We start from the raw sequence: 15,358 nt of genomic DNA, 5'->3' as shown, positions 1-15,358 counted from the left end.
CCGGGGATTGACTTATCTGAAGAAATATTGAAGGGGAACTTTTAGGTATGTTCGGGTTAATGAAGAGAACCACAGACACGCTGCGATCAGCCCTGCAATAAGCGACACCTGGATTGGCTTGAATTCGACTCAACCAGCGAGAACGCTCCACAACCTCGCAGGGCATGAGAACCCCCAGGACAGAAAACACTATCAAACCCGCGCGCACAAAAAAGGGCGACCGAAGTCGCCCTTTTTAATGGTCAATCAGAACTTAGTTCTGCTTTTCCATTTGTGCACGCAGCAGGTCGCCCAAAGTGGTCGGACCAGCAGCAATGTCAGAGGTAGCTGGCTTGTCGCGCAGGCTCTGGATTGCTTCTTTCTCTTCAGCATCATCTTTCGACTTGATGGAGAGTTGGATTACGCGGCTCTTACGATCAACGCTGATGATCTTGGCTTCTACTTCTTCGCCTTCTTTCAGAACGTTGCGCGCGTCTTCAACGCGGTCACGGCTGATTTCGGAGGCTTTCAGAGTCGCTTCGATATCGTTGGCCAGAGTGATGATGGCGCCTTTAGCGTCAACTTCTTTCACGATGCCCTTAACGATTGCGCCTTTGTCGTTCTCTTGTACGTACTCGGAGAACGGATCGCTTTCCAGCTGCTTGATACCCAGGGAGATGCGCTCACGCTCTGGATCAACAGACAGGATAACGGTGTCCAGCTCGTCGCCCTTCTTGAAACGACGTACGGCTTCTTCGCCCACTTCGTTCCAGGAGATGTCGGACAGGTGAACCAGACCGTCGATGCCGCCGTCCAGACCAATGAAGATACCGAAATCGGTGATCGACTTGATGGTGCCGGAGATTTTATCGCCCTTGTTGAACTGGCCAGAGAAATCTTCCCATGGGTTAGATTTGCACTGCTTGATGCCCAGGGAGATACGACGACGCTCTTCGTCGATGTCCAGAACCATAACTTCCACTTCGTCGCCGACTTGTACGACTTTCGAAGGGTGGATGTTTTTGTTGGTCCAGTCCATTTCGGACACGTGTACCAAACCTTCAACGCCTTCTTCCAGCTCAGCGAAGCAGCCGTAGTCGGTCAGGTTGGTTACACGAGCGGTAACGCGAGTGCTTTCTGGGTAACGGGCTTTGATAGCAACCCATGGATCTTCGCCCAGTTGCTTGAGGCCCAGGGAAACACGATTGCGCTCGCGATCGTACTTCAGAACCTTTACATCAATCTCGTCGCCAACGTTGACGATTTCGGAAGGATGCTTGATGCGCTTCCACGCCATGTCAGTGATGTGCAGCAGGCCATCAACGCCACCCAGATCCACGAACGCGCCGTAGTCGGTGAGGTTTTTAACGATACCTTTAACTTGCTGACCTTCTTGCAAGGATTCCAACAGCGCTTCGCGCTCTGCCGAGTTCTCTGCTTCCAGTACGCTGCGACGCGAAACAACAACGTTGTTGCGCTTCTGGTCAAGTTTGATGACCTTGAATTCCAGCTCTTTACCTTCCAGGTGCGTGGTGTCGCGCACTGGACGAACGTCAACCAGAGAACCTGGCAGGAACGCACGGATGCCGTTAACGTCGACAGTGAAGCCGCCTTTAACCTTACCGTTGATAACGCCCTTGACCACTTCTTCTGCTGCGAAGGCTGCTTCCAGAACGATCCAGCATTCAGCGCGCTTGGCTTTTTCACGGGACAGTTTGGTTTCGCCAAAGCCGTCTTCGACCGCGTCCAGCGCAACGTGAACTTCATCACCGATGTTGATGTTCAGTTCGCCAGCGTCGTTGTGGAACTGCTCCAGCGGGATGAGGCCTTCAGACTTCAAACCAGCGTGAACGGTAACCCAACCAGCTTGGTAATCGATATCAACGATGATAGCGGTGATGATCGAGCCAGCCTGAAGATTCAGGGTTTTTAGGCTTTCTTCAAAGAGTTCTGCAAAGCTTTCGCTCATTTTAATTCCTGTTGAATAAGGGCGAAGGAATACGCCCATCTGCCACATTCCAGACAATGTGGGTTACGTTCATATAAAAGAAGGCATACAGGACTATTTCTGGTCTCCTGCATGCTTTCTTGGTCATCCAGCGATATCGCGCAGGGCGATTTCACTTCTGATGCGTTCAAGCACCTGCTCGACAGACAACTCCGTAGAGTCAAGCTGTATGGCATCAGCCGCCGGCTTAAGCGGGGCTATTGCACGCTGCGTATCACGCTGATCGCGGGCACGTATCTCGTCCAGCAGACGCGGGAGACTAACATCATCGCCCTTGGCCTTCAACTGCAAGTAGCGACGCCTCGCCCTCTCTTCAGCGCTGGCGGTGAGGAAGATCTTGAGCGGAGCGTCCGGAAAAACCACCGTCCCCATATCACGCCCATCCGCAACCAGGCCCGGCAATTCCTTAAAATCTCGCTGACGCTGCAGCAAAGCCTCACGAACAGCGGGCAACGCCGCCACAGCGGATGCCCCCGCCGCCACCGCTTCATTGCGAATATCCAGTGTGACATCCGTCCCTTCCAGGATGATCTTGGCAGGCTGACCATTTGTCGCTCCGACGAACTGCACGTCCAGATGCGCCGCCAGCTGCTGCAGCAACGTCTCGTCATTCAGCGCGACACCATGATCCCGGGCTGCCAGCGCCAGCAGACGATACAAGGCACCTGAATCCAGCAGCTTCCAGCCCAACTCCGTGGCCAGCCGCCCCGCTACTGTGCCTTTACCCGAACCGCTCGGTCCGTCAATGGTAATCACCGGCGCCAACGGATTCACGACTGCGCCTCTTCAGCGACATTCATGCCGACCTGCTTGCACAGCGCCAGGAAGTTGGGGAAGGACGTGGCAACGTTTGCGCAGTCATGGATGCGAATAGGCGCAGTGGCACGCAACGAAGCCACGCTGAACGCCATCGAAATACGATGATCACCATGACCATGGACTTCGCCGCCCCCTATCGCACCACCCTCAATGATGATGCCGTCCGGGGTCGTCTCGCACTTTACGCCCAGTGCCTGCAAGCCATCAGCCATTACCTGAATACGGTCCGACTCCTTCACACGCAACTCTTCGGCGCCTCGCAGTACAGTCCGACCTTCTGCCACCGCAGCCGCCACAAACAATACCGGGAACTCGTCAATAGCCAGTGGCACCAATGCTTGCGGGATATCGATACCTTTGAGCTTCGCTGCACGCACATGCAGGTCTGCAACCGGCTCGCCCCCCACCTCGCGCAGGTTCTCGAGAGTAATATCGGCCCCCATCAGATGCAGAATGTCGATCACACCGGTACGGGTCGGGTTAATCCCGACATGTTCAAGCACCAGATCCGAACCTTCAGCGATCGAAGCGGCAACCAGGAAAAACGCTGAGGAGGAGATATCACCCGGCACTTCAATGTGTGTCGCTGTCAGCTTATGGCCCGACTCAACGGAAGCAGTGGCACCGTCGACCGTCACCGGATAGCCGAAGCCACGCAGCATGCGCTCGGTATGGTCGCGTGTTGGCGCAGGCTCGGTCACCGAGGTCTTGCCTTCAGCGTACAAGCCAGCCAGGAGCAGACAGGACTTAACCTGGGCACTTGCCATCGGCAGGGTGTAATTCATGCCCTTGAGCGCATGCCCGCCTCGAATCGTCATTGGCGGACGCCCTTCGGCAGCGGTTTCAATGACGGCGCCCATTTCACGCAATGGATTGGCCACGCGATTCATTGGACGCTTGGTCAGCGAGGCATCCCCGGTCAGGGTGGTATCAAACGGTTGCGCCGCCAACAAACCTGACAGCAAGCGCATCGAGGTGCCGGAATTGCCCAGATAAATAGGCCCCGGTGGCGCTTTCAGGCCGTGCAGCCCGACACCGTGAATCGTGACGCGCCCCTGATGCGGCCCTTCGATGACCACGCCCATGTCACGAAAAGCCTGCAATGTTGCCAGCGCATCTTCGCCTTCAAGGAACCCTTCCACTTCGGTCGTGCCTTCAGCCAGCGAGCCAAGCATGATCGAGCGGTGAGAAATGGACTTGTCGCCTGGTACACGGATGCGGCCGATTGCGTGTCCACCAGGATTTGCCAGGAAAATCAGATCATTCGTATTCATAGGGTCCACATATGCCCGGCGGGCCAGTATTTTACCGAAATGCTCGCGAGCAACACGGGCGCGCGTGAACACGCCCAATAATTGATGCCCATCCCCTGCATCGACCGCGTCGCGCAAGGCGTCGAGGTCTGTGCGAAATGTATCCAATGTGCGCAGCACTGCCTCGCGATTGGCGAGGAAAATGTCATGCCACATCACCGGGTCGCTGCCCGCGATTCTTGTGAAATCGCGAAAGCCACCCGCAGCGTAGCGAAAAATATCCAGATTCTCGTTGCGCTTGGCCAGAGAATCCACCAGACCAAATGCCAGCAAGTGTGGCAAATGGCTAGTCGCCGCAAGGACTTCATCGTGACGCTCAACCTGCATGTGCTCGACGTCAGCCCCAAGGGCGCGCCACATCGCATCCACAACCTTGAGCGCTCCGGGGTCCGTGTCGGCTACCGGGGTCAAAATAACTTTGTGCCGCTCGAACAGACGCGCATTTGACGCTTCTACCCCACTTTGCTCGGAGCCCGCAATCGGATGGCCCGGAACAAAGCGCGGCGGCATGCCGCCAAACGCTTGAGTGGCTGCGCGCACAATATTGCCTTTGGCGCTGCCGACATCGGTCAGGATGGCCTGGCCCAGATCCATGCCCGCCAATTGAGCGAGCATTTTTTCCATGGCCAGGATCGGCACCGCCAACTGAATCACATCAGCGCCGCGGCAGGCTACTGCCAGATCCGCCTCACAGCGATCAACCACGCCCAGCTCTACGGCCAGGGTACGGGATGCAGCATTGAGATCGACGCCGACCACTTCCACGCACAACCCGCTTTCACGCAGCCCCTTGGCAAAGGAGCCGCCGATGAGCCCCAATCCGACCACTACCAGTCGGCCCACTAAGGGCTTGGCCGACTGTTTCGAGATGACATCACCCACGAGCGAGAACCTTGGTCAACGCTTCAAGCAAGCGGGTGTTTTCAGCGGGCAGCCCCACGGTGATGCGCAAGTGGTTCGGCATGCCGTAGTTGGCGACAGGGCGCACAATCACCCCCTCCTGCAGCAACCCGTGATACACGGGCGCTGCGTCTTGCCCTACATCCAGCGCAATGAAATTGCCCTTGGACGCAATCCAGCTCAGGCCCAGCGCCTGGAAACCCTCTTGCAACTGCTGCATACCGGCCTGGTTCAGACGCCGGCTTTGTGCCAGATACTCCACATCGCGTAACGCAGCGCAGGCAGCCGCCAATGCCAGACTGTTGACGTTGAAGGGCTGACGCACGCGGTTCAGCACATCTGCCACGCCGGCCGCTGACAGGCTGTAACCCACACGCAATGCCGCCAAGCCGTAAGCCTTGGAGAAGGTACGCGATACCAGCAGGTTTGGATAAGCAGACAGGAATTCCAGACCATCTGGCAAATCGCCGCCATCCGCGTATTCGATGTAGGCCTCATCCAGTACCACCAGCACCCGTTGCGGAACATCCTGCAAAAACTCGTTCAACGCATTCGCATCGAACCAGGTCCCGGTCGGGTTGTTCGGGTTGGCAATGAACACCACTCGCGTGGACTCGTCGATCGCGGACAGCATGGCGGGCAGATCATGACCCCAGGCTTTGGCTGGCACTACGCGCGCTTGCGCACCCACAGCCTGCGTGACGATCGGGTACACCGCAAACGCATGCTCGCTGAAGACGGCATTCAGGCCCGGCCCCAGATAGGCTCGCGCCACCAATTCCAGAATGTCATTGGAACCATTCCCCAGCGTGACCTGATCCAGCTCGACGCCACACTGCTCTGCCAGCAATGTCTTGAGGGCGAAACCGTTGCCATCGGGATAACGCGTGAGTTCTGCCAGCGCGTCGCCAATAGCCGCCAACGCTTTAGGGCTGGGCCCCAACGGGTTTTCGTTACTCGCCAACTTGACGATCGTGTCCGGGTTAATCCCCAGCTCACGCGCCAGCTCGTCCACAGGCTTGCCTGGGACGTAAGGCGAAAGTTGTTGCACGCCCGGCAATGCCAGGGCGAGAAAATCACCGCTCATGTGAAATCGCCTTAAAGAACCGCTTTCGGGTAGGAACCCAACACTTTGAGTGCTACCGCTTCCTGACTGATCTGTTCCAGCACGCTTTTGACCAACGGATCTCGGTGGTGGCCAGCAAAGTCAATGAAGAAAACGTAAGTCCATTTACCACTGCGCGAGGGACGCGTCTCGATGCGCGTGAGATCGATGCCGTTTTCATGAAACGGCACCAGCAACTCATGCAGCGCACCCGGCCGGTTGCTCATGGACACAATGATCGATGTTTTGTCATCACCGGTCGGTGGCACTTCCTGATTGCCGATCATCAAGAACCGCGTGGAGTTGTCCGGGCGGTCTTCAATCTTTTCGGCCAGTCGCGTCAACCCGTAGAGGCCCGCCGCCATATCGCCAGCAATGGCTGCCGAGTTCCACTCACCTTTCACGCGCTTGGCCGCTTCGGCGTTGCTCGATACAGCAATACGCTCGACGTTCGGATAGTGCGCGTCCAGCCACTTGCGGCACTGGGCCAGCGACTGGGCATGGGAATAGATACGGCTGATGCTGTCGGTCTTGGTGTTCTCGCCCACCAGCAAGTGATGGTGAATGCGCAACTCAACCTCGCCGCAAATCACCATATCGTGCTCAAGGAAGCTATCCAGCGTGTGGTTAACGGCCCCTTCAGTGGAATTTTCCACCGGCACCACACCAAAATTCACTGCCCCGGCCGCCACTTCACGAAACACCTCATCGATGGCAGCCATTGGCTTGCTAATGACGGCATGACCGAAGTGTTTCATTGCGGCGGCTTGCGTGAAGGTCCCTTCAGGCCCCAGGTAAGCCACTTTAAGCGGCTGCTCCAGCGCCAGGCACGACGACATGATTTCGCGGAACAAGCGCGCCATCTCTTCGTTACCCAGCGGGCCTTTGTTGCGTTCCATCACCCGCTTGAGTACCTGCGCCTCACGCTCAGGCCGGTAAAACACTGGCACCTCGCCCTCCGCCAGCGAGCCCATTTTGACGCGCGCGACCTCTTGCGCGCAGCGCGCACGCTCACTGATCAGCTCCAGGACCTTTTCGTCCAGGCTGTCAATGCGCAAACGCAGGGCTTTGAGTTCCTGTTCGGACATTAGCCGTGTTCCTTCTCGAACGCCGCCATGTAATCCACCAGCGCATTGACGGCGTTGATGTCCACAGCGTTATAGATCGAAGCCCGCATACCGCCTACCGAACGGTGACCCTTAAGGTTCAACAGGCCGCGTGCCTCGGCACCCGCCAGGAACGGTTTGTCGAGACGGTCATCGGCCAGACGGAACGGGACGTTCATCCACGAGCGGTCTGTCTTGTTGATCGGGTTGCTGTACAGGCCGCTGGCATCGATGAAGTCGTAAAGCGTGCGCTTTTTCACTTCATTGAGCTTGCCAATGGCTTCTACACCGCCCTGCTCTTTCAGCCACTCGAACACCAGGCCAGACAAGTACCACGCCAGGGTCGGCGGCGTGTTGTACATCGAGCCGTTATCGGCCGCGACCTTGTAATCAAGCATCGTCGGGCAGATGGAGCGCGCACGCCCCAGCAGGTCTTCGCGGATGATGTTGACCACAATGCCGCTCGGACCGATGTTTTTCTGCGCACCGGCGTAAATCATGCCAAAACGCGATACATCCACAGGGCGCGACAGGATGTCAGAGGACATGTCGGCCACCAGCGGCACATCACCGGTTTGCGGAATCCAGTCAAACTCCAGGCCACCAATGGTTTCGTTAGGCGCGTAATGCACATAGGCCGCGTCCTTATTCAGATTCCATTCGTTCTGACCCGGGATCGCGAAGTAGTCATAAGGCTTGGCCGTGGCAGCCACATTGACCGCACCAAAACGCGACGCTTCTTCAATGGCCTTCTGGGACCAGATGCCCGTGTCGATGTAATCGGCCTTGCCATTTTCCGGCAGCAGGTTCAGCGGGATCTGAGCAAACTGCTGACTTGCGCCGCCTTGCAGAAACAGAACCTTGTAGTTCGAGGGGATAGACAGCAGGTCACGCAGGTCCTGCTCAGCCTTGGTGGCAATGGACACGAACTCATCGCTGCGATGGCTCATTTCCATGACCGACAGGCCTTTGCCATGCCAGTCGAGCAACTCGGACTGGGCACGCAACAGGACAGCTTCAGGAAGCGCAGCTGGACCTGCGCAGAAGTTATAGGCTCGTTTGCTCACATCCACTCTCGCTCTGATTTGGTGGGTCATGCAATAAATCGGTTCTCGGCACTGCGACTGAACGCGAGACCGCGCCCACGGGGATGCCGATTTTTCATACGGGACAAACAACAAGGGGGCGAATTCTCATCCGCCCCCTGTGTGTCCGCTTATTCTTGCGGTGCTTCTTCGTCAGCGGCAGCCTCTAGCGGTTGCTCGTCGTCAGCGCCGTCCCGGAGGACCTCGCCTTCGATCTCGATACCGTCTTCGCCCTCACCTTCGAGTTCTTCGCCTTCGACTTCCGAAGGCTCCTGAACCCGCTCAAGCCCGACCAGCGTTTCATCGCTTGCCAGCTTGATCAAGGTGACGCCCTGCGTGTTACGTCCCAGGCTCGATACTTCATCGACACGGGTACGCACCAGAGTGCCCTGATCGGAAATCAGCATGATCTCTTCACCGTCCAGCACCTGAACCGCACCGACCAGACGGCCATTGCGCTCGTTGCTGACCATGGCAATCACGCCCTGACCGCCACGCTTGTATTCAGGGAACTCACTGATCGGGGTGCGCTTGCCATAACCACGCGCCGAAGCCGTCAGGATCTGGCTGCCCTCTTCAGGAATCAGCATCGAAATCAGCTTCTGGCCTTCCGGCAGACGCATGCCGCGCACGCCTCGCGCCGTACGGCCCATGGCACGCACGTCAGACTCTTTGAAGCGCGTCACCTTGCCGCCATCGGAGAACAGCATGACTTCGCGCTCGCCGTCAGTAATCGCGGCGCTGATCAGCACGTCGCCTTCATCCAGTTCCAGGGCGATCAGGCCGACGCTGCGCTGGCGACTGAAGGCTTCCAGAGGGGTCTTCTTCACAGTGCCGTTGGCAGTGGCCATGAAGATGAAGTGACCTTCGGTGTATTCCTCGACTGGCAGCATGGTGGTGATGTATTCGCCATCATCCAGCGGCAGCAGGTTGACCAACGGACGACCCCGGGCTGCACGGGAGGCTTCCGGAATTTCATAGGTCTTGAGCCAGTACACCTTGCCTTTGCTGGAGAACAGCAACAGCGTGGTGTGGCTGTTGGCTACCAGCAGGTGAGCAATGTAGTCCTCATCCTTGACGCCGGTAGCCGACTTGCCCTTACCGCCACGGCGCTGAGCCTGATAAGCCGCCAGTGGCTGGGTCTTGGCGTAACCACCGTGGGAAATGGTGACCACACGCTCTTCTTCCGGAATCATGTCGCCCAGCGTCAAGTCGAGACGGGCATCCAGGATTTCAGTACGACGCACATCACCGTATTCGGCGCGGATCACTTCCAGCTCTTCGCGAATCACTTCCATCAAACGCACAGCGCTGTTGAGGATACGGATCAGCTCGCCGATCTGGTTCAAGATTTCCTGGTATTCGGCCAGCAGCTTCTCGTGCTCAAGACCGGTCAGGCGGTGCAGACGCAATTCAAGAATGGCCTGAGCCTGCTCAGGCGACAGGAAGTATTTGCCATCACGCAGGCCGTATTGCGGGTCCAGGTTTTCCGGACGGCAGGAATCGGCCCCTGCGCGCTCGACCATGGCCACCACGGCGGTAGACTCCCAAGGCGTGCTAACCAGCGCTTCCTTGGCTTCCGACGGCGTGGGCGACGCTTTGATCAGGGCAATCACAGGGTCGATGTTGGACAGGGCAACGGCCTGACCTTCAAGGATGTGACCGCGCTCGCGGGCTTTGCGCAGCTCGAATACCGTACGGCGGGTAACGACTTCGCGGCGGTGGCGCACGAAGGCTTCCAGCAGATCCTTGAGGTTCAGGATGCGCGGACGACCGTCGATCAGGGCCACGATGTTGATGCCGAACACGCTTTGCAGCTGCGTCTGGGCATACAGGTTGTTCAGGATGACTTCCGGGACTTCACCGCGACGCAGCTCGATCACGACACGCATACCGTCTTTGTCGGACTCGTCGCGCAGCTCGGTAATGCCTTCGAGCTTCTTCTCTTTGACCAGTTCGGCGATCTTTTCGATCAGACGCGCCTTGTTCAACTGGTAAGGGAGTTCGGTGATCACGATCTGCTGGCGACCACCGACCTTGTCGATGTCTTCAATGATCGAACGGGCGCGCATGTAAATACGGCCACGACCGGTGCGATAGGCTTCGATAATGCCAGCACGGCCGTTGATGATCGCCGCTGTCGGGAAGTCCGGCCCGGGGATGAACTGCATCAGCTCATCGACGCTCAGCTCAGGGTTGTCGATCAGCGCCAGGCAGCCGTCGATCACTTCACCCAGGTTGTGCGGGGGAATGTTGGTGGCCATGCCCACGGCGATGCCGCTGGAGCCGTTGACCAGCAAGTTGGGAATACGGGTTGGCATGACCGCCGGGATCATTTCCGTGCCATCGTAGTTCGGCACCCAGTCCACGGTCTCTTTGTGCAAGTCGGCCAGCAGTTCGTGGGCCAACTTGGTCATGCGCACTTCGGTGTATCGCATGGCGGCGGCGTTGTCGCCGTCGACCGAACCGAAGTTACCCTGACCGTCTACCAGCAGGTAGCGCAGGGAGAATGGCTGAGCCATTCGAACGATGGTGTCGTACACCGCAGTATCACCATGCGGGTGATACTTACCGATTACGTCACCGACCACACGGGCAGATTTCTTGTACGGCTTGTTCCAGTCGTTGTTCAGTTCGCTCATTGCAAACAGCACACGCCGGTGCACGGGCTTCAAGCCATCGCGTGCATCAGGCAGTGCCCGCCCGACAATTACGCTCATTGCGTAGTCGAGGTAGGACTGTTTCAGCTCGTCTTCGATATTGACCGGGAGGATTTCTTTGGCCAGTTCGCCCATGAGAAGCCTGATTCCTTTTTCGGGTGAAACTTCGCCACATCCATTCGGGACGAACGAAGCTCGCCGATGCTGGCCACGTGCCAAGCAACGACTTACGACAAATCAACGAGTTATGACACGGATTTGCGCATTAAGGGCAACCCCTGCGGGCCACCCTGGAAACCGCCGGATGTTATCACAATCGCCGCCACGCACCTATCCCCCTGATGCGCATGGCACACAGTAAGTGCACCAATTATCGGCTTAAACGCGCTCTGGGGAGCCGAGAGCGTCTTAATGCAGCCGCTTGCGACACATTAACTGGGCCATTTTGGCGGCATCCGGACGTTCGACGATGCCCTTTTCGGTCACGATCACATCGATCAGGTCCGCGGGCGTGACGTCAAACACCGGGTTGAACGCTGACACCTGCGCGCCCACGCGCTTGCCGCCCACACTCAGCAATTCTTCGCCGTCCCGCTCCTCGATCGGGATCGACTCACCGCTGTCCAGCGCCATGTCAATGGTCGAGCTGGGGGCGACCACCATAAACCGCACGCCATGGTGCATGGCATTGACGGCCAACTGGTAGGTGCCGATTTTGTTCGCCACATCGCCGTTTGCCGTGATGCGATCGGCCCCCACAATCACCCAGGTCACCCCTTTGGTTTTCATGATATGCGCCGCCGCCGAGTCGGCATTCAACGTCACCGGGATCCCTTCATTGGCCAATTCCCAGGCGGTCAGGCGCGAACCTTGCAGCCACGGCCGGGTTTCATCGGCATAGACCTGCTCAATCATGCCTTCCAGGAAGGCCGCACGAATCACCCCCAGCGCCGTACCAAAACCGCCAGTCGCCAGCGCACCGGTATTGCAGTGGGTCAACACGGCCTGGGCGTTGCCTTGATGCCGACGAATCACATCGACACCCAGTTGCGCCATGGTCAGGTTGGCTTCGCGATCACTGTCATGAATGGCCAGGGCTTCGGCTTCGAGCGCCTGCAGCGCATCCTCGCGATGCTGCACGCGGGCCAGGCGCTCGCGCATACGGTTCAGCGCCCAAAACAGATTGACCGCCGTCGGCCGCGAATCAGCCAATAGCAAAAAGTCGGCTTCCAGCGCGGCCACCCAATCACCGCCAGCCGCCTTGCGCGTGCGTGCAGCGAGCACCACGCCGTAGCCGGCGGCGATACCGATCGCCGGCGCGCCACGCACCACCATGTCGCGAATGGCCTGTGCGACACACTCAGCGCTGGTGTAGGGCAACCAGCTTTCTTCGAACGGCAAAATACGCTGATCCAACAGATACAGGGCCTCGCCCCGCCAGTCGATGGCCTTCACCTTTTCCGCCGCCAACAGTCGATCGCGCATGCCTTCCCCCATCACCCAGAAACAAAGCCGCCGATTATAGCGAGCCCTCCAGCAAGACGCTCGGGTATACTTCGCCTCCTTTTTATAAAGCACTGGACACCCTTTTCGATGCCGACTGCGACTGCGCCCCTCGACTTATTACTGTTGCCAACCTGGTTGGTGCCTGTCGAACCGGCCGGCGTCGTACTCAAGGACCACGGTGTCGGTATTCGTGACGGGCGCATCGTGTTCATCGGCCCGCGCGCGACCGCCCTGAAGCTCACCGCTGTCCAGACCCGCGAACTGCCCGGCAATCTGCTTTGCCCGGGGCTGATCAACGCCCACGGCCATGCAGCCATGACGCTGTTTCGCGGGATGTCCGATGACCTGCCGCTCATGACCTGGCTGCAAGACCATATCTGGCCCGCCGAGGGCAAGTGGGTCGACGAAGCGTTCGTGCGCGACGGCACCGACCTGGCGATTGCCGAACAGCTTAAAGGCGGCATCACCTGCTTCAGCGACATGTACTTTTTCCCCAAGGTCGCCTGCGACCGTGTTCATGAAAGCGGCATCCGCGCGCAAGTCGCGATTCCGATCCTCGACTTCCCGATCCCCGGCGCGAGTTCGGCGGACGAGTCGTTGCGCCAGGCGGTGGAACTGTTTGGCGACCTTAAATGTCATCCACGGATCAACATCGCTTTCGGCCCGCATGCGCCCTACACCGTCAGCGACGAAAACCTGGAAAAAATCCGCGTGGTGGCCGATGAGCTGGACGCGTCGATTCATATGCACGTGCACGAAACCGCCCATGAAGTGCATCAGGCGCAGGCGCACACGGGCGAGCGGCCGCTGGCCCGCCTCGCTCGCCTGGGGTTGCTGGGTCCGCGCTTCCAGGCCGTTCACATGACCCAGATCAGCGATGACGACCTGGCGATGCTGGTAGAAAGCAACGCCAGCGTGATTCACTGCCCCGAGTCCAATCTGAAACTGGCCAGCGGCTTCTGCCCGGTCGAGCGTTTATGGCAGGCCGGGGTGAATGTGGCGGTAGGCACAGATGGCGCGGCCAGTAACAATGACCTCGATTTGTTGGGCGAAACCCGCACCGCTGCCTTGCTGGCCAAGGCCGTCGCAGGCTCGGCCACGGCACTTGACGCCCACCGCGCGTTACGCATGGCGACCCTTAACGGCGCCCGCGCCTTGGGCCTTGAAAGCGATATCGGCTCCATTGAACTCGGTAAATATGCAGACATGGTGGCTTTCGACTTGAGCGGGCTGGCCCAGCAGCCGGTCTACGACCCCGTGTCGCAACTGATCTACGCCACAGGCCGGGACTGCGTCCAGCACCTGTGGGTGGGCGGCAAGCAGTTGGTCGAAGACCGGCGCCTGACCCGCCTGGATGAACAACAGCTGATCGCGAACGCCAAAGCCTGGGGCGAGCGCATCGCCAGCCACACCCATTGAGACCAACGCGGGGGTGTCAGCCCGCCGCATTACCCGGATTTTTCAGTTTTAGAGGATTGACCCATGAGCAACGTTGACCACGCCGAGATCGCCAAATTCGAAGCGCTTGCCCATCGCTGGTGGGACCGTGAGAGCGAATTCAAGCCACTGCACGACATCAACCCGTTGCGCGTCAACTGGATTGACGAGCGCGTGCAACTGGCCGGCAAAAAAGTCCTCGACGTGGGCTGCGGCGGCGGCATTCTCAGTGAATCCATGGCCCAGCGCGGCGCCCAGGTGACGGGCATCGACATGGGCGAGGCGCCATTGGCCGTAGCCCGCCTGCATCAACTTGAATCCGGCGTGGAAGTGGATTACCGCCAGATCACCGCCGAGGCGCTGGCCGAAGAAATGCCAGAGCAGTTCGACGTGGTCACCTGCCTTGAAATGCTTGAGCACGTGCCCGATCCGGCCTCGGTCATCCGCGCCTGCCATCGTCTGGTCAAACCGGGCGGCCAGGTGTTCTTCTCCACCATCAACCGCAACCCGAAAGCCTATCTGTTCGCGATCATTGGCGCCGAATACATCATGAAGCTGATCCCGCGCGGGACCCACGACTTCAAGAAGTTCATTCGCCCTTCCGAGCTGGGTGCATGGAGCCGTCAGGCCGGACTGAGCGTCAAAGACATCATCGGCCTGACCTACAACCCGCTGACCAAGCATTACAAGCTGGAGTCGGACGTCGACGTCAACTACATGATCCAGACCCTGCGCGAGGAGTAACCCATGCGTTTAAGAGCAGTTCTTTTTGACATGGACGGCACCCTGCTCGATACCGCGCCGGACTTCATTGCCATCTGCCAGGCGATGCGGGCCGAACGCGACCTGCCACCTATCGCTGACAAGCTGATCCGCGACGAAATCTCTGGCGGCGCACGCGCCATGGTAGCCGTGACGTTCAACATGGACCCAGAGTCCCCGGGGTTCGAAGCCCTTCGCCTGGAGTTCCTGGAACGCTACCAGCACAATTGCGCCGTTCATACGCGGCTGTTCGATGGCATGGCCGAGCTGTTGGCCGACATCGAAAAAGCACACCTGATCTGGGGCGTCGTCACCAACAAACCGGTGCGCTTTGCACAGCCGATCATGGAGCGGCTGGGGCTGGCCGAGCGCTCGGCACTGCTGATCTGCCCGGACCATGTCACGCGCAGCAAACCGGACCCCGAGCCGCTGACACTGGCATGCAAGATGCTCGATCTCGACCCGGCCAGCGTGCTGTACGTCGGTGACGACCTGCGCGATATCGAATCGGGCCGCGATGCAGGCACCAAGACCGCCGCCGTGCGCTTTGGCTATATCAACCCCGACGACAACCCGGATCACTGGGGCGCTGACGTCGTGGTCGATCACCCCTGCGATTTGCGCAAAGTATTGGATAACGCGATGTGCAGTTGCTAAGCAGCAAGCGCCGCCTTAGAC

General features: G+C 58.8%; 11 protein-coding genes. 3 read left to right on the top strand and 8 right to left on the bottom strand.

Translation table 11 applies throughout. The annotated features are described in order from the left end of the window. Nucleotides 1–253 precede the first annotated feature (253 nt). The 8 genes from rpsA to mtnA all read right to left on the bottom strand — a co-directional run bounded on the left by rpsA (nt 254) and on the right by mtnA (nt 12,460). Complete coding sequence (gene rpsA / locus V6F78_RS00900) at nt 254–1,948, bottom strand: 30S ribosomal protein S1 (RefSeq protein ID WP_016780248.1); 1,695 nt, start codon at nt 1,946–1,948, stop codon at nt 254–256. Nucleotides 1,949–2,071: 123 nt separating this feature from the next. After that, on the bottom strand, nt 2,072–2,761 hold the full coding sequence (gene cmk, locus V6F78_RS00895; RefSeq protein ID WP_047277706.1) for a (d)CMP kinase: 690 nt from the start codon (nt 2,759–2,761) through the stop codon (nt 2,072–2,074). Next, on the bottom strand, nt 2,758–5,001 hold the full coding sequence (locus tag V6F78_RS00890; protein WP_332726448.1) for a bifunctional prephenate dehydrogenase/3-phosphoshikimate 1-carboxyvinyltransferase: 2,244 nt from the start codon (nt 4,999–5,001) through the stop codon (nt 2,758–2,760). The genes cmk and V6F78_RS00890 overlap by 4 nt, the downstream gene beginning before the upstream one ends. Next, nucleotides 4,994–6,106 (bottom strand): histidinol-phosphate transaminase, encoded by a 1,113-nt coding sequence (gene hisC / locus V6F78_RS00885; RefSeq protein WP_332726447.1) that lies wholly within the window; start codon nt 6,104–6,106, stop codon nt 4,994–4,996. The genes V6F78_RS00890 and hisC overlap by 8 nt, the downstream gene beginning before the upstream one ends. A gap of 11 nt (nt 6,107–6,117) precedes the next feature. After that, on the bottom strand, nt 6,118–7,212 hold the full coding sequence (gene pheA / locus V6F78_RS00880; protein ID WP_047275333.1) for a prephenate dehydratase: 1,095 nt from the start codon (nt 7,210–7,212) through the stop codon (nt 6,118–6,120). Then, nucleotides 7,212–8,297 (bottom strand): 3-phosphoserine/phosphohydroxythreonine transaminase, encoded by a 1,086-nt coding sequence (serC, locus tag V6F78_RS00875; protein ID WP_047275388.1) that lies wholly within the window; start codon nt 8,295–8,297, stop codon nt 7,212–7,214. The genes pheA and serC overlap by 1 nt, the downstream gene beginning before the upstream one ends. A gap of 149 nt (nt 8,298–8,446) precedes the next feature. Further along, nucleotides 8,447–11,110, bottom strand: a complete 2,664-nt coding sequence (gene gyrA, locus V6F78_RS00870) for a DNA gyrase subunit A (protein WP_047277709.1) — start codon at nt 11,108–11,110, stop codon at nt 8,447–8,449. Between the two features lie 273 nt (nt 11,111–11,383). Continuing rightward, on the bottom strand, nt 11,384–12,460 hold the full coding sequence (gene mtnA / locus V6F78_RS00865) for an S-methyl-5-thioribose-1-phosphate isomerase (protein WP_332726446.1): 1,077 nt from the start codon (nt 12,458–12,460) through the stop codon (nt 11,384–11,386). Nucleotides 12,461–12,568: 108 nt separating this feature from the next. Here mtnA and V6F78_RS00860 point away from each other — a divergent pair, with 108 nt between their 5' ends. The 3 genes from V6F78_RS00860 to mupP all read left to right on the top strand — a co-directional run bounded on the left by V6F78_RS00860 (nt 12,569) and on the right by mupP (nt 15,337). After that, complete coding sequence (locus V6F78_RS00860) at nt 12,569–13,900, top strand: TRZ/ATZ family hydrolase (RefSeq protein ID WP_070414232.1); 1,332 nt, start codon at nt 12,569–12,571, stop codon at nt 13,898–13,900. Between the two features lie 63 nt (nt 13,901–13,963). Then, nucleotides 13,964–14,662 carry a bifunctional 2-polyprenyl-6-hydroxyphenol methylase/3-demethylubiquinol 3-O-methyltransferase UbiG gene (gene ubiG, locus V6F78_RS00855; protein WP_047275338.1) on the top strand — a complete coding sequence of 233 codons (699 nt, stop codon included), beginning with the start codon at nt 13,964–13,966 and terminating at the stop codon, nt 14,660–14,662. 3 nt (nt 14,663–14,665) lie between these two features. Further along, nucleotides 14,666–15,337 (top strand): N-acetylmuramic acid 6-phosphate phosphatase MupP, encoded by a 672-nt coding sequence (mupP, locus tag V6F78_RS00850; protein WP_047275340.1) that lies wholly within the window; start codon nt 14,666–14,668, stop codon nt 15,335–15,337. The last annotated feature ends 21 nt before the right edge of the window (nt 15,338–15,358 follow it).

Origin of the sequence: Pseudomonas sp. ESBL9 (assembly GCF_036668715.1) — a bacterium.
In the GTDB taxonomy this organism is placed as follows: Bacteria; Pseudomonadota; Gammaproteobacteria; order Pseudomonadales; family Pseudomonadaceae; genus Aquipseudomonas; species Aquipseudomonas lundensis.
This window is presented reverse-complemented; position numbering and strand designations above follow the sequence as displayed.

Excerpts from the sequence above, each read along its gene's own strand:
- mupP (WP_047275340.1), top strand. The coding sequence starts at position 14,666 with ATGCGTTTAAGAGCAGTTCTTTTTGACATGGACGGCACCCTGCTCGAT.
- V6F78_RS00860 (WP_070414232.1), top strand. The coding sequence starts at position 12,569 with ATGCCGACTGCGACTGCGCCCCTCGACTTATTACTGTTGCCAACCTGG.
- ubiG (WP_047275338.1), top strand. The coding sequence starts at position 13,964 with ATGAGCAACGTTGACCACGCCGAGATCGCCAAATTCGAAGCGCTTGCC.
- hisC (WP_332726447.1), bottom strand. The coding sequence starts at position 6,106 with ATGAGCGGTGATTTTCTCGCCCTGGCATTGCCGGGCGTGCAACAACTT.
- gyrA (WP_047277709.1), bottom strand. The coding sequence starts at position 11,110 with ATGGGCGAACTGGCCAAAGAAATCCTCCCGGTCAATATCGAAGACGAG.
- mtnA (WP_332726446.1), bottom strand. The coding sequence starts at position 12,460 with ATGCGCGATCGACTGTTGGCGGCGGAAAAGGTGAAGGCCATCGACTGG.
- rpsA (WP_016780248.1), bottom strand. The coding sequence starts at position 1,948 with ATGAGCGAAAGCTTTGCAGAACTCTTTGAAGAAAGCCTAAAAACCCTG.
- pheA (WP_047275333.1), bottom strand. The coding sequence starts at position 7,212 with ATGTCCGAACAGGAACTCAAAGCCCTGCGTTTGCGCATTGACAGCCTG.